The organism is Sphingomonas trueperi (assembly GCF_040545965.1).
GTDB classification, from domain to species: Bacteria; Pseudomonadota; Alphaproteobacteria; order Sphingomonadales; family Sphingomonadaceae; genus Sphingomonas; species Sphingomonas trueperi_C.
Genome location: NZ_JBEPMV010000004.1, coordinates 644,855 through 664,513 on the forward strand (window position 1 = coordinate 644,855; position 19,659 = coordinate 664,513).

19 protein-coding genes and 1 tRNA gene are annotated in these 19,659 nt (G+C 69.2%); 10 read left to right on the plus strand and 10 right to left on the minus strand.

All coding sequences use genetic code 11. The annotated features are described in order from the left end of the window. Positions 1 to 33 precede the first annotated feature (33 nt). Positions 34 to 615: a TlpA family protein disulfide reductase gene (locus ABIC35_RS14590; RefSeq protein ID WP_121072954.1), complete on the minus strand. Its 582-nt coding sequence runs from the start codon at positions 613 to 615 to the stop codon at positions 34 to 36. Between ABIC35_RS14590 and argH the strand changes: the two genes are divergently transcribed. The 5 genes from argH to ABIC35_RS14615 are packed head-to-tail and all read left to right on the plus strand — an operon-like array spanning position 614 to position 5,225. After that, on the plus strand, positions 614 to 1,990 hold the full coding sequence (gene argH / locus ABIC35_RS14595) for an argininosuccinate lyase (protein WP_121072956.1): 1,377 nt from the start codon (positions 614 to 616) through the stop codon (positions 1,988 to 1,990). The two genes, ABIC35_RS14590 and argH, sit on opposite strands and share 2 nt — an antisense overlap. Continuing rightward, positions 1,987 to 2,232: a hypothetical protein gene (locus ABIC35_RS14600; RefSeq protein WP_121072958.1), complete on the plus strand. Its 246-nt coding sequence runs from the start codon at positions 1,987 to 1,989 to the stop codon at positions 2,230 to 2,232. The genes argH and ABIC35_RS14600 overlap by 4 nt, the downstream gene beginning before the upstream one ends. Before the next feature lie 34 nt (positions 2,233 to 2,266). Further along, the gene (lysA, locus tag ABIC35_RS14605; protein ID WP_121072960.1) at positions 2,267 to 3,526 is read left to right on the plus strand and encodes a diaminopimelate decarboxylase; all 1,260 of its coding nucleotides are present in this window, start codon (positions 2,267 to 2,269) and stop codon (positions 3,524 to 3,526) included. Continuing rightward, the gene (locus ABIC35_RS14610; protein WP_121072962.1) at positions 3,523 to 4,278 is read left to right on the plus strand and encodes a precorrin-2 dehydrogenase/sirohydrochlorin ferrochelatase family protein; all 756 of its coding nucleotides are present in this window, start codon (positions 3,523 to 3,525) and stop codon (positions 4,276 to 4,278) included. Before lysA ends, ABIC35_RS14610 begins: the two co-directional genes overlap by 4 nt. Beyond that, on the plus strand, positions 4,275 to 5,225 hold the full coding sequence (locus tag ABIC35_RS14615) for a zinc transporter ZntB (RefSeq protein WP_121072964.1): 951 nt from the start codon (positions 4,275 to 4,277) through the stop codon (positions 5,223 to 5,225). Before ABIC35_RS14610 ends, ABIC35_RS14615 begins: the two co-directional genes overlap by 4 nt. Positions 5,226 to 5,274: 49 nt before the next feature. Here the strand turns inward: ABIC35_RS14615 and ABIC35_RS14620 are convergent, their stop codons facing one another. The 4 genes from ABIC35_RS14620 to ABIC35_RS14635 all read right to left on the minus strand — a co-directional run bounded on the left by ABIC35_RS14620 (position 5,275) and on the right by ABIC35_RS14635 (position 10,109). Next, a complete protein-coding gene (locus ABIC35_RS14620; RefSeq protein ID WP_121072966.1) occupies positions 5,275 to 5,811 on the minus strand; it encodes an NADPH-dependent FMN reductase in 537 nt (178 codons plus the stop codon). A 47-nt stretch (positions 5,812 to 5,858) separates the two neighbouring features. Beyond that, a complete protein-coding gene (locus tag ABIC35_RS14625) occupies positions 5,859 to 7,196 on the minus strand; it encodes a M28 family metallopeptidase (protein WP_121072968.1) in 1,338 nt (445 codons plus the stop codon). 80 nt (positions 7,197 to 7,276) lie between these two features. Continuing rightward, entirely contained in the window at positions 7,277 to 9,856 is a 2,580-nt protein-coding gene (locus ABIC35_RS14630; RefSeq protein ID WP_121072970.1) for a TonB-dependent receptor, read from the minus strand. A 166-nt stretch (positions 9,857 to 10,022) separates the two neighbouring features. After that, positions 10,023 to 10,109: transfer RNA gene (locus ABIC35_RS14635), tRNA-Leu, on the minus strand. Positions 10,110 to 10,238: 129 nt separating this feature from the next. Between ABIC35_RS14635 and ABIC35_RS14640 the strand changes: the two genes are divergently transcribed. Further along, on the plus strand, positions 10,239 to 11,597 hold the full coding sequence (locus ABIC35_RS14640; RefSeq protein ID WP_121072972.1) for an MATE family efflux transporter: 1,359 nt from the start codon (positions 10,239 to 10,241) through the stop codon (positions 11,595 to 11,597). Here ABIC35_RS14640 and ABIC35_RS14645 read toward each other — a convergent pair. Further along, positions 11,569 to 12,264, minus strand: a complete 696-nt coding sequence (locus ABIC35_RS14645) for a zinc-ribbon domain-containing protein (protein WP_121072975.1) — start codon at positions 12,262 to 12,264, stop codon at positions 11,569 to 11,571. The genes ABIC35_RS14640 and ABIC35_RS14645 overlap by 29 nt on opposite strands. Before the next feature lie 165 nt (positions 12,265 to 12,429). On the opposite strand from ABIC35_RS14645, the gene ftsE reads away from it, so the two are divergent. Genes ftsE through ABIC35_RS14665 form a run of 4 tightly spaced genes read left to right on the plus strand, consistent with a single transcriptional unit; the run spans position 12,430 to position 15,231 of the window. Next, the gene (gene ftsE, locus ABIC35_RS14650) at positions 12,430 to 13,131 is read left to right on the plus strand and encodes a cell division ATP-binding protein FtsE (RefSeq protein ID WP_121072977.1); all 702 of its coding nucleotides are present in this window, start codon (positions 12,430 to 12,432) and stop codon (positions 13,129 to 13,131) included. After that, complete coding sequence (locus ABIC35_RS14655; protein WP_121072979.1) at positions 13,128 to 14,012, plus strand: cell division protein FtsX; 885 nt, start codon at positions 13,128 to 13,130, stop codon at positions 14,010 to 14,012. The genes ftsE and ABIC35_RS14655 overlap by 4 nt, the downstream gene beginning before the upstream one ends. Further along, a complete protein-coding gene (locus tag ABIC35_RS14660) occupies positions 14,009 to 14,548 on the plus strand; it encodes a YdcF family protein (RefSeq protein WP_121072981.1) in 540 nt (179 codons plus the stop codon). Before ABIC35_RS14655 ends, ABIC35_RS14660 begins: the two co-directional genes overlap by 4 nt. Further along, a complete protein-coding gene (locus ABIC35_RS14665) occupies positions 14,548 to 15,231 on the plus strand; it encodes a lysophospholipid acyltransferase family protein (protein ID WP_121072984.1) in 684 nt (227 codons plus the stop codon). The genes ABIC35_RS14660 and ABIC35_RS14665 overlap by 1 nt, the downstream gene beginning before the upstream one ends. Before the next feature lie 6 nt (positions 15,232 to 15,237). Here ABIC35_RS14665 and ABIC35_RS14670 read toward each other — a convergent pair whose 3' ends face one another. The 4 genes from ABIC35_RS14670 to crtY all read right to left on the minus strand — a co-directional run bounded on the left by ABIC35_RS14670 (position 15,238) and on the right by crtY (position 19,554). Next, positions 15,238 to 16,161: a phytoene/squalene synthase family protein gene (locus ABIC35_RS14670; RefSeq protein WP_121072986.1), complete on the minus strand. Its 924-nt coding sequence runs from the start codon at positions 16,159 to 16,161 to the stop codon at positions 15,238 to 15,240. After that, positions 16,161 to 16,742, minus strand: a complete 582-nt coding sequence (locus ABIC35_RS14675) for a TIGR00730 family Rossman fold protein (RefSeq protein ID WP_121072988.1) — start codon at positions 16,740 to 16,742, stop codon at positions 16,161 to 16,163. Before ABIC35_RS14675 ends, ABIC35_RS14670 begins: the two co-directional genes overlap by 1 nt. Before the next feature lie 176 nt (positions 16,743 to 16,918). Continuing rightward, entirely contained in the window at positions 16,919 to 18,397 is a 1,479-nt protein-coding gene (locus ABIC35_RS14680) for a phytoene desaturase (RefSeq protein ID WP_121072990.1), read from the minus strand. Continuing rightward, positions 18,397 to 19,554, minus strand: coding sequence for a lycopene beta-cyclase CrtY (gene crtY, locus ABIC35_RS14685; RefSeq protein WP_121072992.1), 1,158 nt, complete (start codon positions 19,552 to 19,554; stop codon positions 18,397 to 18,399). Before crtY ends, ABIC35_RS14680 begins: the two co-directional genes overlap by 1 nt. Positions 19,555 to 19,659: the final 105 nt, after the last annotated feature.

Here is a 19,659-nt window from a genome sequence, read left to right on the forward strand (position 1 = left end):
GAAGCGGCGGAAGGGTGAGGGTGACCCGACCCGTCACTTGGCCTCGGCGATCAGCTTCGCAGCGGCGTCGCCCGCCCAGTCGAATTCGCCCGAGACGCGCCATACTTCCTTTCCGGCGGAGTCGTACAGGATGGTCGTCGGCAGGTTCACGCCCAGCTGGACGCTGAACGCGGTATCCGTATCCAGATAGGGCTTCAGATGCTGGTAGCCGTTCTTCTGGAAGAAGGGGCCGACCACCTCCATCCCCTTGAGGTCCTGGCTGAGCGGCAGCACGACCAGCGTGTCGCCCGCCTTGCCCGCCACCGCATCCAGCGTCGGCATCTCCTTGATGCACGGCGCGCACCAGGTCGCCCATAGGTTGAGCAGCACCGGCTTGCCCTTGAAGGCCGCCACCGTCGTCTTCTTGCCTGCAGCATCGGTGAAGGGAATCGTCGGTGCCGCCTCGCCCTTGTGGCTGCGGTCGACGGCGCCGCCCGGGGCGGGGACGCTTGCAGTGGCGGGTGCCGTTACGTTTGCTTGCTGAGAAGGCTGCGATTGCTTATCGCACCCCGCAACTGCGAGGGCGCCCAGAAGGAGAAGACCGATCACCGAGCGCAAGGACAGCTCCAATTCCATGTGGGGAGGGCGCTTCGCCGAAGGCCCGTCCGCGGTGATGCGCGAGATAAACGCCTCGATCCCCTTCGACAAGCGGATGTGGCAGCAGGATCTGCGCGGCTCCAAGGCGCATGTCGCGATGCTGGGCCAGCAGGGGATCGTGGGTGCGGAGGATGCCGCCACAATCGGCGCCGGGCTCGACCAGATCGCCGAGGAATTCGCCGCGAACGGCGTGCCCGAGGATCTGGCGCTCGAAGACATCCACATGCTCTCCGAAAGCCGGCTGGCGGAGAAGATCGGCCCCGTCGCGGGTCGCCTCCACACCGCGCGCTCGCGCAACGACCAGGTCGCGACCGATTTCCGCCTGTGGGTCCGCGACGCGATCGACCAGGCCGATGCGGCGCTGGGCGCGCTGCAAGACGCGCTGCTCGCCCGCGCCGAGCAGCATGCCGACAGCGTGATGCCGGGCTTCACCCACCTTCAGGTCGCGCAGCCGGTGACGCTGGGCCATCATCTGATGGCCTATTTCGAGATGTTCGCGCGCGATCGCTCGCGGCTGAACGACGCCCGCGCCCGCATGAACCTGTGCCCGCTGGGATCGGCGGCGCTGGCCGGTACCGGCTTCAACCTCAATCGCGAGGCGACGGCCAAGGCGCTCGGCTTCGACGGGCCTACGCGCAACTCGCTCGATTCGGTATCGGACCGCGATTTCGCGCTCGATTATCTGACGGCGGCCGCGCAGTGCAGCCTGCACCTCAGCCGGCTGGCCGAGGAATTCGTGATCTGGGCGAGCCAGCCCTTCGGCTTCGTCGCGCTCTCCGACCAATGGTCGACCGGCAGCTCGATCATGCCGCAGAAGCGCAACCCCGACGCGGCCGAACTGGTCCGCGGCCATTCGGGTCGGATCAGCGGCGCGCTGTTCAGCCTGATGATGACGATGAAGGGGCTGCCGCTCGCCTATTCGAAGGACATGCAGGACGACAAGCCGCCGGTGTTCGAGGCGCACGACCTGCTCGGCCTGAGCATCGCGGCGATGACTGGCATGGTCGAGAGCGCGACCTTCCGGCTGGAGCGGATGCGCGCGACGGCCGAGGCCGGCTTCTCGACCGCGACCGACCTGGCCGACTGGTTGGTCCGCGAAGGCGGCATCCCGTTCCGTGAGGCGCACCACATCACCGGCCGCGCGGTGGCGAAGGCGGAAGCCGACGGCATCCGGCTCGACCAGCTGCCGATCGAAGCGCTCCAGGAAATCGATGCACGGATCGATGAACGCGTGTACGGCGTTCTCAGCGTCGACGCATCGGTGAACAGCCGTACCAGCTTCGGCGGCACGGCACCGTCGCGGGTTCGCGCGGCGATAGCAGCGGCGCGCAAGGGCCGTGAGGAGGAAGCATGAGGAAGCGACTGCTGCTCACCGTACCGGCCCTGGGCCTGGTGCTGAGCGGTTGCGGCGTGCGCGAGGCCCTGGCCCCGCCGCCGGGGGCATCGCTGCCGGTGGCGCCGTATGGCGCCGCGGCGACGCCCACGCCTCCCGATCTTCTCAAACCCACGGCGCAGACTCGCCCCGCGCGCAGCGACGACCTGATCCAGGCGTCCGAGGCACGGCGGAGCGACGAGTTCGACCTGCCACCCAACTGATTTTGGCGGCCATTCGCGCCGCACCCAGAGGCCCATGACCGATTTCTCGATGATCGACGGCGAACTGCACGTCGAATCGCTGCCCCTCGCGCGCATCGCTGCCGAGGTGGGTACGCCCGTTTATGTCTATTCCACCGAACGCTTCCAGGCCAATGCCCGCGCTTTTCGCGACGCGCTGAAGCCGCTGGGGCGGATCCACCTCGCCTTCGCGATCAAGGCCAATCCCAACCTTGCGGTGCTCAAGCTGCTGGCCAACGAAGGCTTCGGCGCCGATGTCGTCTCGGGCGGCGAGATGGCGCGTGCGCTGGCCGCGGGCGTGGCGCCGAAGGACATCGTCTTCTCGGGCGTCGGCAAGACCCGTCGCGAGCTGGTCAAGGGGCTGGAGGCCGGGATCGGTCAGTTCAACCTCGAGCTGGTCGAGGAAGGCGAAGTGCTGGCGGCACTGGCGGCCGAGCGCGGCCTCACCGCGCGCGCGGCGCTGCGGGTGAACCCCGACGTCGATGCCGGCACGCACGAGAAGATCTCGACCGGCAAGGCGGAGAACAAGTTCGGCCTGCCGATCGGCGAGGCGCCCGCCATCTTCGACCGGCTCGGCAAGCTGCCGGGCCTCGATCTGCACGGCATCGCGGTGCATATCGGCAGCCAGCTGCTCGGCCTCGCGCCGCTGGAAGCGGCGTTCGAGCGTGTCGGCCGGCTGCTCGCCGAGCTCCGCGCCAATGGCCACACTATCACCCATGTCGATCTCGGCGGCGGGCTGGGCGTCGCCTATCGCCCCGGCGAAGTGCCGCCGACGCCGGAAGCCTATGCGGAGATGATCGCGCGGGTGACCAGGGACTGGGACGTCGAGCTGATGTTCGAGCCCGGTCGCACCATCGCCGGCAGCGCGGGTGTGCTGGTCACCGAAGTACTGTGGGTGAAGCCGGGGCAGGTCCATCCCTGGGTGGTGGTCGATGCGGCAATGAACGATCTCGCTCGGGTGGCGCTGTACGACGCCTATCACGGCTTCGCGGCGGCGAAGCCGACGGGCGAGCGCTTCGTCGCTAATGTCGCCGGCCCGGTGTGCGAAAGCACCGACGTGTTCGTGAAGGCGCGCGAGATCGACGCCGTGAAGTCCGGCGACCTCGCGGTGCTGGAGACCGCCGGCGCGTACGGCGCGACCATGGCCAGCACGTACAACAGCCGCCCGCTGGTGCCCGAGGTACTCGTGTCGGGCGACCGCTACGCCATCGTCGCCGGCCGCATCTCCGCCGAGGAGATCATGGCCGCCGAGCAGGTGCCGGACTGGCTGAAGTGACGCTCGCCGCGCTGCCCCTGTTCGTGAAGCTGGCGGGGCGGCCGGTGATTCTGGTCGGCGAAGGCGAGCCGGCGGACGCCAAGCGCCGCCTGCTCGACCGCGCCGGCGCGCAGGTGGTGGGCGAGGGCGATGCCGCCGCGCTCGCCATCGTCGCGCTCGACGAACCCGAAGATGTGGTCGCCCGGCTCAAGGCGCGCGGCGTGCTCGTCAATTGCGTCGACCGGCCCGAGCTGTGCGACTTCACCTTGCCCGCGATCCTGGACCGCGATCCGGTGCTGATCGCGATCGGCACCGGCGGGGTCTCGGCGGGGCTGGCGGCAGCGCTGCGCCAGCGGCTGGAGGCGTTGCTGCCGGCCAGCCTCGGCGCGCTTGCCACAGGGCTGGGCCGCAGCCGGGCGGCGATGAAGGCGCGCTGGCCCGATGCCGGTGCGCGCCGCCGTGCGCTGGCGGACGCGCTGGGCGAGGGCGGGATGCTCGACCTGCTGGCGGGGGACGGCGATGTCGATCGCTGGCTGGCGGAAGGTGCTGCACCGCAGGCGCAACTCGTGTCGCTGCGGCTGTCTTCGCCCGATCCCGAGGACCTCACTCTGCGTCACGCCCGGCTGCTTGCGCAGGCCGATCGGCTTTTCCATCTAGGCGATGTGCCCGACGCCATCCTCAACCGCGCGCGTGCCGATGCCGCGCGCATCCTCGCCCGTCCGCCTGCCGATCCCGGCGAAGGCCTGTCGCTCTGGCTGGAGATGGCAGGTTGAGCGGCTTCGCCTATGTCGTGAAGGACGGGAAGGTCGAGCAGCCGACGATGCGCGCGGCGCTGTCGGAGAGCGGCGGCCTGACCTGGATCCACCTCACCACCAATGACGAGCGCGCCCAGCTCTGGCTGGGCGGTGAGGCCAAGCTCTCGCCCTACGTAATCGATTCGCTGACCGCGACCGAGACGCGGCCGCGCTGCGACGCAGTGGGCGACGGCGCGGTGATCAACCTGCGCGGGCTTTCGAGCGAGGCCACCACCGCCTCCGATCCGCTCGCCTCGATCCGCATCTATGCGATGGGCGGCTGCGTCTTCTCGGTCACCCGCAAGCACCTGACCGCGCTTCAGCCGGTTCGCGAGGAAGTAGAAACCGGCAAGATTCTAGATCCCGGCGACCTGATTGCCGCCTTCGCCCAGGCGATCACCGAGGAACTGGACCCCGTCGTCGCCGAGCTCGGCGATTCGCTCGACGATTGCGAGGAGCAGATCTCCGGCCACCGCGCCTTTGAGCTGCGCCGGATGGTCAACAAGGTGCGGGTGCAGGCGATCGGCTACCGCCGCTTCCTCAACCCACAGCGCGCCGCGATCGAGAAGCTGGCCGGGCTGCCGGGCGACTGGCTGCGCGAGGACGACCGGCTGCACCTCTCCGCCGCCGCCGACCGCGCCGCGCGTATGGCGGAAGAAGTGGAGAGCATCCGCGAGCGCGCCGCACTCACCCACGAAACGCTCACCGATCTGCGCGGCGAATTGCTCGACCAGCGCTCGCTGGTGATCGCGATCGTCGCGATGGTGTTCCTGCCGCTGACCTTCCTGACCGGGCTGCTCGGCATGAACGTCGACGGCATCCCCTACGCGCACGAGCCCTGGGCATTCTGGGGCGTGGTGGGGATGTGCCTGGCAATGGCGCTCGGCATCACCGGCTATTTCCTCCGCCGGCACTGGTTTGAGTAGACGCTTCAGTCCGTCATCCCGGCGGAAGCCAGGATGACGGAGCCGGCCCCTAGCGCTTCAGGAAGTCGAAGATCTGCCCGACCATCACGTCGAGCGAACCCTGGCAGTGCGCTTCCACGTCCGGCGTCTCGACGGTGTTGACCGCAATCCCCATCGGCGTCGGCCAGCCGCGCAGCGCGTGGGTGATCGTCCGCAGCGCCTGCAGCGTCGAGACCGAGGCCTGCCAGCCCGCGGCGGTGGCGACCAGGCCCACCGGCATGCCGTCGAAATAGACGCGGTCGTCGCGGCTGAGCAACTCGACATAATCCAGCGCGGTCTTCACCAGCCCGGAAAGCGTGCCGTGATAGCCGGGCGAGCCGATGATCACCGCATCGGCGCTGCGCAGCGTTTCGACGAAGCGCATCACCTTGGCGTCGCTATCGCCATGCTCGGGCTCGAAATGCGGGAACACGATGTCGGGCCCGGTGAGCAGCGTAGTCCGCGCGCCGCGCGCCTCGGCACGGGCGAGAGCGGCGGCGAGCAGGCGACCGGTGCTGGACTGGGCGCGCAGTGTTCCCCCCAGCGCGACGATATGAGGCGTGTGCATGAACCCTCGCTAGAGCAAGCCGGCGCGGGGCGCCAGCGTGGGCCCGGTCATTCGGGCTTGCCGCCCGGCTTCCATTCCGGCTTGGCGTCGCTGTTGGCCAGCGCATGCAGCGGCTCGACCAGCGACTGGATCGCCTTGGTCATGAAGCCGATGTCGATATTGGCGACGGTGTCGTCCTTGCTGTGATAGGTCGGCACCACCGCCCAGCCCGAGATGGTGTGGGCGACGACGCCCTTCAGCGCGAGCGAATAATTGTCCGAGCGCTGGAAGAAGTTCTGCTCCGGATACGGATCGCTGGTGACCAGCGCGCCATGGCTCTTCAGCGTTTCGCCGAGCGTCGAGCGCTCGAATCCGGTCATCATCATCGTGCCGGCGGGGAGCTTGGGATCCTGCGCGCCGATCATCTCCACCTCCACATTGGCGACGATCTGGTCGAGCGGCACCGGCGGGTGCGCGCCGAAATAGGTCGAGCCATAGCCGCCGATCTCCTCGGCACCATAGGCGACGAACAGGATGCCGCGCTTGTTCTTGCCCTTGGCGGCAAGCGTGCGGGCGAGTTCGAGCACGGCAGTGGTGCCCGAGGCGTCGTCATTGGCGCCGTGCATGATCGTGCCGTCGGGCTGGACGCCGAGGTGATCGAGATGGGCGCTCAGGAGCAGCACCCCCGCCTTGGGGTCGGTCCCCGGCAGCCAGCCGATCGCGTTGGTGGTGGTCGCGACCTTCTCTTCCACCGGTACGGTCAGCGCGACCTTCCCGTCCTTTTGCGCGGCGAGCGCATCGAAGGCGGCGGCCGGGACCACGACGACCGACGGGCTCGGATCGTGCGGCACGCCGCGCAGCCCGCCGGGCAGCCGGGGTTCGCCGTGCAGCGCCTGCACCATCGCCTGGGTGTCGGCGCTCTCGCGGATCAGCAGCAGCCGCGGGCTCTTGAGGGCCCGTGCCATGCGATAGAGCTGCATCGCCGGCATGTCGCCGGTTACCAGCATCACCGGCGTGGGGGCCATCTTCGACATCGCCTTGGCGGGCGTGAGGCGCGCCACGCCTTCGCTGCCCTGGCCGTCGCCGGCGAGCAGCACCGCGCCGGGCACCGCCTGTCCGTTGGCGGTCAGCGTGATCGGCGCCTTGAGCTTCAGTCGGACGATCTCCGCCTTCTGCAGATAACCGTCCATGCCCGGTGCGGGCTGGAGGCCGAAGCCGCGGAATTGCGCGGCGACATAGGCGGCGGCGATCGCTTCATCGGGCGTCGCACTGCCGCGGCCGCGGAGCTCGTCGCCGGCGAGGAAGGTCTCGTGCGCGCGGACCCAGTCGGCGCTCACCTGTGCCTGCGCCGGCATCGCCAGCACGCTCGCCGCGGCCCATGCCGCCAGCAGCAATCCACGCTTCATTCGCCATCCCCCACTCGGTTCGTGCCGGGTGATGGGCCAAGCGGGCGCCGCACGCAACCGGTGCCGCGCCCGCCTGGCGATCAGAAGAACAGCTTGCGGATACTGAGCGTCACCGCGCGGCCGGTGGGATCGAGTAGATCGGGCTGGTAATTGAGCGGCACCGCGCCGGTTTGATCGGTCACCCGCTGGCGGCTGTTGAGCAGGTTGGTCACCCCCAGGCTCACCCGCGTGCCGCGCAGCCAGGGATGCGCGCGCACCAGCTTGAACTGGCGGCCGAGGTCCGCGAACACCCGCAGGTTGAACGTGCCGAGATCGCCGAAGTTGAGCTGGTTGGTGTTGTTCAGCCCGGTATAGACGCTGGTGCTGCTCTGCCATTTGAAGCCGAGCCGCATGCCGACGCCGTCCTTGGTGAAGCCCGCCTGCGCGTCGATCTGGTGCGCCGGCTGGCCGCCCGCATTGCCTGCGGCGTCGCCGTGCAGCAAATCGAGGATCGGCACGCCGTCGCGAATCTTGATCTGATCCTTGAAATACCAGGTGTGGTAGAGGCTGAACTGCAGCCGGCCGGCGAGTGCGCCGTTCGGCCCGCCGAAGCCGCCGCGACCGCGTCCGCCACCACCGCCGCCCGGGCCCCCACCGCCCGGTGCCGCGCCTGCAGGCGGTGCCGGGGGCGGACCGAACAGGCTGCCGCCGAAGGGTGGACGCTGGCCGTTCTGGCCCTGCTGGCCGAACAGCCGCGCCTGGCCTTCCGCCGGCAGCGGCTTGCCCGCGGCGATCGCATCGGCGCGTTCCTTCTCGCGCTGGGCGCGCATGGCGGCGATCTTCTCTTCCAGCGACGACTTGATCGGCACCGAGAGGTTGAAGCCCCAGCGCAGCTGCCTGGTGTTGTTCTCGGCGAAGTTCACCGCGCGATTGTCGATGCTCACCAGATCGCCGTCGGGATCGCGCACGAAGCGATCGGGGAATGCCGATTCGATCGCCGCGGTGGCGGCGGGAAAGGTCGCGATGTCGTTGCGGATGCGGCTGGTGACGTAATCGGCGCGGAGGGAGAGGTCGGTCTTCTCCAGCGGCCGCAGTTCGAGCCCCAGCTTCATCACGTGGCGCTTTTCCGACTGCAGCGCCGGGTTGCCGCCGGTGATCGTCGTGATCGTAACCGTCTGGCCGGTGCGATAGTCGAACACGCGCGTATTCGGGCTGGAGACGATCGGTCCGCCGAGCTGGCTGGTGCTCGGTGCGTCCTCCGCATCGGTCCAGGAGGCGAGCAGCCGCACCGGCTTGAACGGCGACCAGTTCACCCCGTAGCCGGTGGTGGTCAGCGTGCCGAAGTCGGAAAGGTGCTGGACGGCGACATTGCCGTTGATCGTGAGGTCGCCCAGCGGCTGGAGCACGTCCTTCCGGCGGCTGGCGATCGGCACGTCGATGTTGAGCTGGGTGCTGGCGATGTTGCGGGTGAGCGAAGCGGGCGTCTGCGCCACGCCGTTGCGGAAGCTGGTACTGTCGAAGCCGCTGAGGCTGCCGCCGATCCGCAGCGAGGTGGAGACGTCGCCCGCCGGCAGCGCGAACAGCGGCCCGCGCAGCAGCGCGTCGACCGTGCCGACGTTCGACGTCGAGTTGCCGCGATCGGCCGAGCGCACGGCACCGAGCGAATCGAAGCCGCGATCGGTGATCGTCTTGCTCTCGACGCGGTCGTAATTACCGGTGACCGACCAGCTCCAGCTGTTGCTCCACGGCAGCCCGTCGCCGTTGAGCGTGGTGCCGAGATGCGCGGTGATCGTGCGGCTGCTCGCGGTCAGCGGGCTCGGCTCGCCCGACAGCGCCAGCGGCGCGGCGACCTGCGACAGCGCCAGGCCGCGCAGTGCCTCGCTCTGCTGCACCTCAAGCGTACCGTTGACCGTCGCGCCGACCTTCTCGCTCAGGTTGCGCGCATAGCTGCCGTTGATGTTGAGGTCCTGGCTCGGCGCAACCAGGGTGCGATAGGGCGCCTGGTTGACGCCGCTGCCGTCGTTGAAGGTCGGCAGCACGTTGCGCTCGCTTTCGAGCAGGCCTGTCGTGCCCTGGTACTTCACGTCGAGATTGACGCGGCGGTCGCGGTTGATCTTGAGGATGTCGGCCTGCACCTGCTGGGTGCTGTTGCCGCCCTCGGTCGGTACACCGCCCTGCAGTTCGGTGGTCAGCGCGCGGAAGCGTTCGCGCAGCACGAAGTTGACCACGCGCTGGTCCGCCGAATAGCCGAACTTGAGCGCGACTTCCTCCGGTAGGATGTCGACGCGCTCGATGGCCTCGGTCGGCAGGTCGCGGATCTCGGCGAAGCTGGAGATGCGGCGACCGTTGAGTAGCACCACCGGCATGCCGCTGCCGCGCCCGCTGCCGGTCTGCGGCGCGAGCTGGGTCAGCAGGTCGGAGACGGAGGAGACCGCATAGGCGCGGATATCGGCCTGGTTGAGCTGAATCTCGGGCGGGATGTCGCCCTTCACCGCGCCGCGCGGCTCGCTGGCGGTGACGACGATCTCGTCGGTATAGGGATCGTCCTGGGCCGGCGCGGTCGGCTGGGACTGGGCGGGACGGCTGCCCGACTGCCCTGTAGGCGTCGTCGTCTGTGCCTGTGCCACCAGCGGCGATACGCCAGCCAACAGTCCTGCCAGGGTCGTCCCCAGTCGCTTCATCGTTGCTCCGTCCCTTTTCCGAATCACAAGCGGGCCCGCAGGCCCGCTCGTCCTTAAGCGGGGTACGACGCACATGTCGCAAAACTGTGCCGGATTATCGGATAAATTGTCGCGCCTGTTGCGCGGATGCGAAAATGGGGGCCGGAGCCCCCATCCTCTGAATTCATGGTGCGGTCGAGAAGACTCGAACTTCCACGGCCTTTCGGCCACAACGACCTCAACGTTGCGCGTCTACCAGTTCCGCCACGACCGCACGTGAATTTCCGCCGGCATTTCCATACCAGCGGCTGGTAAGGCAGCGGCCCCTAGCAAAGCGAAATGGGGCTGGCAACCCGCTTTGTGCGGGTTTCTTGCATTGTCGCTTCCGCCTATGCCCCGGGCCATGTCCGTTGCCACGCCGCTCGCCGCCGAAACGCGCCGCCTCCTCGCGCTGGCCTGGCCGGTGATGCTGACCGGGCTCAACTGGACGATCCTCCACGTCACCGACGTGGTGGTGGTGGGCCTGGCCGGCACCCATCAGGTCGCGGCCCTGGGCGCCAGCCGCACGATCACCTTCCCGGGAATCGTGATGGGGCTGGGGGCGCTCACCGGCATCCTCGTCCATGTGTCGCGCGCCGACGGCGCGGGCGAACTGCGCCAGACCGGCCGGGTGCTCCACGAAGGCCTGCTGCTCGCGCTGTTGCTCGGCCTGGCGAGCATGGGCATCCTGTTCGGCTTCGCAGGCCCGTTGCTCGCCGGCATGGGCGTCGCGCCCGATCTGGTCGCGGCGAGCACGCCGGTGGTGCAGGTGATGGCACTCGCCTATCCCTTCCAGCTGCTCAACATCGCGACCAGCTTCTTCCTGGAAGGGGTCAGCCGGCCTGCACGGGTGACGGTGGTCAACCTAGCGGTGCTGCCGATCAACGCGCTGCTCGCCTGGCTGCTGGCGACCGGCGCCTGGGGCCTGCCGGCACTCGGCGCGGTAGGCGCGGCGGCGGCCACCGCCATCGCCTCGGCGCTCGGCGCGATCGGCATGCTCGCCGCCGCCTGGACGCTGCCGCGTGCCGAGCAGCGCGGCGTGCGCCTGCTTGGCGACTGGGGGCGGGCGGAGACGTGGCGCGGCGCCTGGGCGCTCGCCCGATTCGGCGTGGTGCCGGCGGTCGCGTCGGGGCTGGAGCTGGTCGGCTTCTCGATCCTGATTGCGCTCTCCACCCAATTGGGCGAGACCACCGCGCATGCCTTCCAGATCGTCTTTTCGATCCACAACGTCACCTTCGCTGTGGCGCTAGGGCTGGGATCGGCGGCAGGCGTGCGCGTCGGCAATGCGGTGGGCGAGGGGGTGCCGCAGGCGGCGGCGGGGCGCGCGGGAATCGCCGCGCTGCTCGCTGCGCTCGCCACCGGGCTGCTCGCGGCCTGCCTGATGCTGGTACCGATGCTGGTCGTTGCGCGCTTCCCCGCGCCGGGCGAGGTCCATGCGATGGCGGCGACGATGCTGTTGCTCTGGGCGCCGTTCATCCTGTTCGACGGCGTCCAGGTGGTGTTCGTCTACGCGCTGCGCTCGCTGGGCGATCAGGTTGCCGCCGGCATCAACGGCATCCTAGCCTTCTTCCTGGTGACCGGCGGGCTGGGCCTCTGGCTGGTCCAGGCAGGCTTGGGCGCGCAGGCGCTGGTGCTCGCCTCTGGGCTGGGCATGGTGGCGGCGGCGCTGCTCGACGGCGGCCGCCTGTTCGTCGTCACCCGTCGAATTCGCTCACGAAGCTGAGCTTCACCGATTTGGCGCCGCTCGGCACGTCGACCTTGGCGCCGTTGAAGTCGAAGCCGGCCTTGGGCTCCAGCGTGCGGATCGGCGGGGTGATCCGCCAGCTATAGACTTCGCGGCGCTCGCCATCGAGCAGCTGAATGCGGATGTCCGGCACATGCTGCGCCGCGCCGCTGTCGTTGAGCACCTTGCCCGAGACGATGAACAGCTTGCTGCCGTCGGCGCGCGCCTGGAGCGCCACGTTCTTCTCGCTGAACACCAGCTGCGCATTCGCGCCCCCGATCGGCAGGCCGAGCTGGGTCAGCACCTGCGGCGCCTTCCAGTAGAGCAGCGCCGCGCCGCCGAGCAGGACCGAGACGAGCGCGACCAGCGCCGCGATCGTCCAGCGAATGCCGTGGCCCTGCTTCGGTGCGGGTTCGACGAACGGATCGTAGCTGGGTTCCGGCACGGGATCGGCCGCGGCGAAGCTGCGCGGGGGAAGCGGCGCAGGTTCGGGCTCCGGCGCGGGGGCTGCGGCCGCGGCAGGCGGCGGGGCGGCGGGCGCCGGCGACGCGCCCGACTGGAACCAGCTATGCTTGCAATTGGCGCAGCGCACGGTGCGGCCGTCCGGGCCGATCGCCGAATCCGGCACCTCGTAGCGCGATCCGCACTGGCTGCACTCCAAGATCATGCCCAAACCCCCTGGTACCTGCCCGAAACGCGGCAGGACGTACGAGTCTAGCGGGGCCGATTCGGGCCAGCAAGCGGCTTGGGACGGACGGCGGCTTGAGCGCCATCCGGGGCTGTGCGATGGCGATCGCCGACCACGCGAAAAGGAGGCCGGGCCGCACGGCGCATGGGCAACATCGTGCACTTCGAAAATGTCGGCCTGCGTTATGGGACCGGACCGGAAACGCTGTCGGACGTGAGCTTCACGCTGGCGACGGGCGGCTTCTATTTCCTCACCGGCGCGTCCGGCGCCGGCAAGACCTCGCTGCTCAAGCTGCTCTACCTCGCCCAGCGCCCTACGCGTGGCGCGGTGCGGCTGTTCGGCGAGGATGCGGGCTCGCTGCCCCGCGCGCGGCTGCCCGGCTTCCGCCGCCGGATCGGTGTGGTGTTCCAGGACTTCCGGCTGCTGCCCCAGCTTTCCGCCTATGACAATGTCGCGCTGCCGCTGCGCGTGGCGGGCGTACGCGAGAGCGAGATCGAGGCGCCAGTGATGGAGATGCTCGCCTGGGTGGGGCTCAGCGCGCGCGTCACCGCCAAGCCGCCGACACTGTCGGGCGGCGAGCAGCAGCGCATCGCCATCGCCCGCGCGGTGATCGCCCGGCCCGAGATTCTCGTCGCCGACGAACCGACCGGCAACGTCGATCCCGAGATGGCCGATCGGCTGCTGCATCTGTTCGAGGCGCTCAACCGGCTGGGCACCACCATCGTCGTCGCGACGCACGACCTGCACCTGATCGGCCGCATCCCGCGCGCGCAGCTGATGCGCGTCGAGAGGGGCAGGCTGGTCGATCCCAGTGGCCTGCTCCGCCATCCGCCGGGGGGCGCATGAACGGCTTTCGGCACCGTGCCGCGATCGACCTGCGGCTGCTCGGGCAAGGGCAGCGCGGCTGGGTGATGGCGGGCATCATGGGCATCATGCTGTTCCTCACCGTGATGGCCGGCGCGCTGGGGCTTGGCGTGGCGCGCTCGGCCAGCGGGCTCGATCGCCAGCTTGCCGGGCAGCTGACCGTGCAGCTGGTCGAGCCCGATGCCGGCCTGCGCGACGTGCGGGCCAAGGCGCTGGTCGCCGCCATTGCCAAGGTGCCGGGCGTCACCCGTGTGCGCGAGGCCGATCGTGCCGAACTGGCGGCGCTGCTCAAGCCCTGGCTCGGCGATGTCGGGCTCGATCCCGAGCTGCCGATGCCGGTGCTGATCGACGTGACCGCGACCGAAGGATCGGCCGCGCGGGTGTCCGCTGCCGCCCGCCGCGTTGCTCCGCAGGCGCGGGTCGATAGCAGCGCGCGCTGGCTCTCTCCGGTGCGGGGGCTGCTCGGCGCGCTGGGCCTGGTCGCGATCGGGCTGGTGCTGGTGATCGCGGCGGCGACCGCCGGGGTCGCGCTGCTCGTTGCGCGCGCGGGGCTGGACACGCACCGCGATACCATCGACGTGCTCCACATGCTCGGATCGACCGACCTCCAGGTAGCGCGCCTCCTCCAGCGCCGAATCGCCCGCGACACGCTGCTCGGCGGCGCGATCGGCACGCTGGCGGCGCTGGCGCTGGTCGCCTTGTTCCAGACCAAGCTGGCGCTGACCGGATCGGAAGTGCTGGGCGGCGCGACGCTGGCGCCGGTCGACTGGACCCTGCTCCTGCTGCTGCCGATCGGCTTTGCCTTGCTCGCCACCGTGGCGACGCGGCTGACCGTGCTCCACACGCTGGGGCGCAAGCTGTGATCCGGCGGCTGTTCTTCCTGCTGGTGCTGCTGGCGCTTGCCTGGGCCGCGGGCTTCGCGCTGTTCCTGTTCAGCCTCGGCAAGCCGCTAGGCGCGTACCGCACCGATGCCGTGGTGGTATTGACCGGCGGGCCCGGGCGGATCCAGCGGGGGCTCGATGCGCTGCGCCGCGAGGATGCTCAGCGGATGCTGGTCAGCGGCGTGAACCCGGACGTGCGCCCGCGCGAACTGGCCGCGCAATTCCCCGCCGACCGCGCGCTGTTCCGCTGCTGCGTCGATCTCGGGCACGAGGCGGTCGACACCCGCTCGAATGCCGACGAAACCGGGCGCTGGGTGCATGACCATGGCTATCGCAGCATAAGGCTGGTCACGTCGGACTGGCACATGGCGCGCGCCCGGCTGGAGCTGCGCCATGTGCTGCAGGGCGTGACGATCGTTGGCGACGGGGTGCCGAGCAGCCCGGGCTGGCGGATGCTGATGCGCGAATATCACAAATATCTGGTGCGCCGGGGGGCGCTGCTGCTGGGGGTCGATTGATGGACGCGCTGCGTACCTGGGTGTTTCGAATCGTCTTTTATGGGGTGTCGGTCGTGCTGGTGCTGTGCGTGCCGATCGCGGCGCTGTTCGGCAGCCGGTTCCTGCGCGCCTATTCGAACTTCTGGGCGTGGACGCTGCAATGGATGGTGCGCAATATCGTCGGCGCGAGGGTGCGGATCGAGGGGCAGGTGCCCGAGGGGCAGCTGCTGTTCGCCGGCAAGCACGAAAGCTATTTCGAAGCGCTGGAGCTGACCCGGATGCTCGACAGCCCGGCGACGGTGATGAAGCGCGAGCTGGCGCGCATTCCACTTTGGGGGTGGGCGGCGCAGCGCTACGGTACGATCGTGGTCGACCGCGAGGCCAATGCGACGGCGCTGCGGGCGATGATGCGCGCGGCGCAGGCGGCGCGGGCGAGCGGGCGCTCGGTGCTGATCTTTCCGGAGGGGACGCGAGTGTTGCCGGGGGAGGCGCCGCCGCTGCGCTCGGGCTTTGCGGGGCTCTACCGCGCGCTCGACCTGCCGGTGGTGCCGGTGGCGGTGCGCAGCGGGACTGTCTGGCCGCGCAAGGGGCTGATGCGTCCCGACGAGATCGTCTTCCGCTTCGGCGAGCCGATCCCGCCAGGCCTGCCCCGCCGCGAGATCGAGGCGCGGGTGCATGCGGCGATCAACGCGCTGAACGGTTGAGCCGGGTCAGCGCGGCCGCGTCCAGAGGCCGGCAGGGCGCGGGGTCGGTGCCCGGCGGCGGGCTTCGCCCCACGCCTTCACGATCGCGCCGAGCTTCTCTCTCCCCGAGGTGGTGGTGCGGCTATCCCAGGCCTGCGGGCCGCGTGCCCGCACCTTGCGCGCGATCCCGCCATAGATATCGGCGGCTGCCAGCACCGCCCAGGCCGAGCGGAACGAGAGCGCCGCCGCACCGCCCCGCGCGCTGATCTCATAGCCTTCCGCGCGATCGGCGAGCCGGGTGCCGAGGATCGCCAGCGCATTCCGGTCCGCCAGTGGATCGGCTGCGGTGAGGCCCACTTCGGCAAGCCAGTCTGCTGGCAAATAGCACCGTCCCGCCTCGGCATCCTCGCCGATGTCGCGGGCAATGTTGGCGAGCTGGAAGGCCAGACCGAGGTCGCAGGCGCGGTCGAGCACCGCGTCGTCGTCGGGCGCGACGCCCATCACCACCGCCATCATGCAGCCGACCACGCCGGCGACATGGTAGCAATAGCGCAGCAGATCGTCCTCGGTCCGCGGGCGCCAGTCCTCGGCGTCGAGCGCGAAGCCGTCGATCAGGTCCCACGCGAAGCGGTGCGGCATGTGCGTCTCGGCCGCGACGATGCGCAGCGCGTCGAACGCGGCGTCGCCGACCCATTCGCCGGCCAGCGCCGCCGCGGTACGTTCGCGGACTTCGGCCAGCCGCGCGGCCGGGTCGGCGACGCGGGTCATGCCATGGCCGTGATCCTGGCCGTCGACGATGTCGTCGCAGCGGCGGCACCAGGCGTAGAGCAGCCAGGCGCGCTCGCGGGTCTCGGGGTCGAACAGCTTGCTCGCGGCGGCGAAGCTGCGCGAGCCGCGGGCGATCGATTCGCCTGCGGTCGCGACGATCGCATCGCGGCCGGGAAAGCGCATTACAGCTGTTCGCGCCGCAGCTGCGCGATCGGCACCACCGGCTGGGCCTCGGCCATCTTGGTCAGCAGGCCGTCGATCGTGCTGTCGACCAGCAGCAGCCCCTGGTGCTGCGGACGGACGAAGCCGACATTGCCCATATGCTCCCAGAATTCGACCAGCTTGTCATAATAGCCGGCGATGTTGAGCAGGCCGATCGGATCGGCATGATAGCCGAGCTGCGCCCAGCTCATCGCCTCCCACAGCTCGTCCATGGTACCGGTGCCGCCGGGCAGGTTGATGAAACCGTCGGCCAGCTCGGTGAAGCGCGCCTTGCGCTCGTGCATCGTCTCGCAGACTTCGAGGCTGGTGAGGCCCTTATGTGCGACCTCGGCGTTGACGAGCAGGGTGGGGATCACGCCGATCACCTCGCCGCCGGCCTCGAGCGCCGCATCGGCGACCGCGCCCATCAGACCCAGACGGCCACCGCCATAGACGACGCCGATGCCGCGCTCGGCGAGCGTGCGGCCGAGAGTACGGGCGGCTTCGATATAGACGGGGTCGGCCGGGCTGGCCGAACCGCAATAGACGGCGATACGCTTCATGTGATGCTCCTGTGGCGGGGCTGATAGCGTGTTTTCGCGGGGAGGGAGAGGGGGTACTTAGCCCCTCCCCTTCAGGGGAGGGGTTGGGGTGGGGCCGTGTCTCACCGAGACCAACAAGCGCTCTGGAATCCCTCCACCCCCAACCCCTCCTCCCAGGAGGAGGGGCTTAAGATGGTTCAGGCCATCTCGCCCAGCATCAGCTCGGCCGTCGCTTTGGCGCTTCCCACCACGCCGGGGATACCCGCGCCCGGATGCGTGCCCGCACCCACGAAATACAGGTTCGAGATCGCATCGTCGCGATTGTGGACGCGGAACCAGGCGCTCTGCGTCAGGATCGGCTCGAGGCTGAAGCCCGAGCCGTGATGTGCCGCCAGATCGTCGCGGAAGTCGGTCGGCGCATAGTGGAACTTGGTGACGATCCGCTCGGCGAGATCCGGGATCAGCCGGCGCTGGACCTCCGCCAGGATCCGCGATTCCAGGATCGGCCCCACCTCGTTCCAGTCGGCCGGAAACTTGCCGAGATGCGGCACCGGCGCCAGCGCGTAGAAGGTCGAATGCCCCGCAGGTGCCATGCTCGGGTCCGAGGCGCTGGGGTGGTGGAGGTAGAGCGAGAAGTCCTCGCTCACCACGCCATGGGTGTAGATGTCGTCGAGCAGCCCCTTATAGCGCGGCCCGAACAGGATCATGTGGTGCGGGATGTCGGGGAAGGTACCCCGCAGCCCGAAATGCACCACGAACAGCGAGGGCGAGAAGCGCTTGTTGACCAAGCGGTTCGCCGTCCGGCGTGCGCTGCGCGAATTGCGCAGCAGGTCGCGATAGCTGTGGACGATGTCGGCGTTGCTCGCCACCGCATCGACCTCGACCTCGAAGCCGCTGTGCGTCCGCACGCCGACCACGCGATCGCCCAGCGTCAGGATCTCGTCGACCGGATCGCCGATCCGCACCGTGCCGCCCAGCCGCTCGAAATGCGTGATCATGCCGGCGATCAGCCGGTTGGTGCCGCCCTCGGCCCACCAGACGCCGCCGTCGCGCTCCAGCTTGTGGATCAGCGCATAGATGCTGCTGGTCGCCATCGGGTTGCCGCCGACGAGCAGGGTGTGGAACGACAGCGCCTCACGCAGCTTCTCGTTCTTCACATAGCCCGCGACCACCGAATAGACCGAGCGCCAGGCCTGGTTCTGCATCAGCGCCGGTGCGGCCTTCAGCATCGACTTGAAGTCCAGGAACGCCTTGGCCCCCAGCTTCACATAGCCTTCCTGATAGACGCGCTCGGAATAATCGAGGAACTTGCGATAGCCGGCAATGTCGCTGGCATCGAGCTTGGCGATCTCGCCCGCCAGCACGGCATCGTCATTGGTATAGTCGAAGGTCGTGCCGTCGGGCCAGGACAGGCGGTAGAAGGGCGTGACCGGCTTGAGGTTCACGTCTTCCGAAATGTCGTGGCCGGACAGGCGCCACAGCTCCTTCAGCGCGTCCGGATCGGTGATCACCGTCGGGCCGCCGTCGAAGGTGAAGCCGTCGCGCTCCCAATAATAGGCCCGGCCGCCCGGCTTGTCGCGAGCTTCGATCACGGTGGTGTCGACCCCCGCCGACTGGAGGCGGATGGCGAGGGCGAGGCCGCCGAACCCGGCGCCGATCACGACTGCGCGGCGCATCAGCGGCCCCAGATCGCGGAAAGCGCGCGGCCCACCGGCACCGGCGGCTTGCCCGAAAGCACCCGCACGCGGTCCCCGAAAGTCGATTGCGCGGCGTAGAAGCGCTGGATCAGTCCTGCATCCAGACGGTAAAATCGTTCCAGCACGCGATAGCGCTCCTCGGGTTCGGCCGCCTTGAACAACATCGCGGCGAGCATGCGATAGAAGCCGCGCTTGCGCCAGAGCGCGCGGGAATAGCCATACAGCATTTGGTGCAGCGCCTCGCCCGAATAGTCGCGGGTCTCGGCGATCAGCGCGGCGGTGCGGATCGCATCGGGGAAGGAATAGCCGGTCATCGGGTGGAACAGCCCGGCCTTCATCCCCGCCTTGGCGATGCCGCGGCCGCCGGCCGCCCAATAGGCGGCATGGTCGCCGCCCATCGCCACCGGCAGGCTGCCGACTTCCTCGCGCAGCACGCGGTCGACCTGCCAACCCGCCGCATCGGCATAAGCTTCGATCCGGTCGCCGGTGGCGAGGATGTCGAGCGACGGCGTGTCGCTGTAATAGGTGTCCTCGACGAACATCCGGGTCGGGCTGAACGGCAGGCAGTAGACGAAGCGATAGCCGTCGATCTGCGACACGGTCGCGTCCATGATCACCGGCCGCGTCACGTCGTGCAGGTCGCTCAGCACCAGCTCGGCGCCGTGGAATTTCTGCCAGCCGAGCTGGAGCGCGCTGGTGTCGCTCACACCGCGGCAGTCGATCACGCCCTCGGCTTCGACCAGGTCGCCGTCCGCCAGCGCTACCGCAGTGGGGGTGACATCCGCCGCCTCGCGCTCGAGCAACAGGCTCTTCTCGCCCAGCTCGGCGCGCACCACGCGATCGAAATGCTCGGACTCGACCGAGTAGTAGCGCGAGGGCAGGCTGCGGAAATGGCCGGGAAAGGCGACGTCATAGCCGTTCCAGCCATGGCCGATCAGCGGCGCCGACAGCCAGCGATGCTCGGGCGCGACGTCGTCCGCGAAGAACGACCAGAGGTGATTGCCGCCGATCCGCGCCGAGCCTTCGATCAGCCGGACGGTGCAATCGGGTTTCTTCTTCCGGATTGCCAGCGCGATAAGCCCGCCGGCAAGGCCGCCGCCGACAATGGCGACGTCACAACTAATGGTTGAAGGCATGGCCGTCGCCTAGCCCAAGGGCGGGGGTGTGGGAACCCCACCCTTGGGGACGCGGTGCAAAACGGTCGCTGGCCGAGGGCGCCCCGGCGCAGGGCCAAGTGGTTC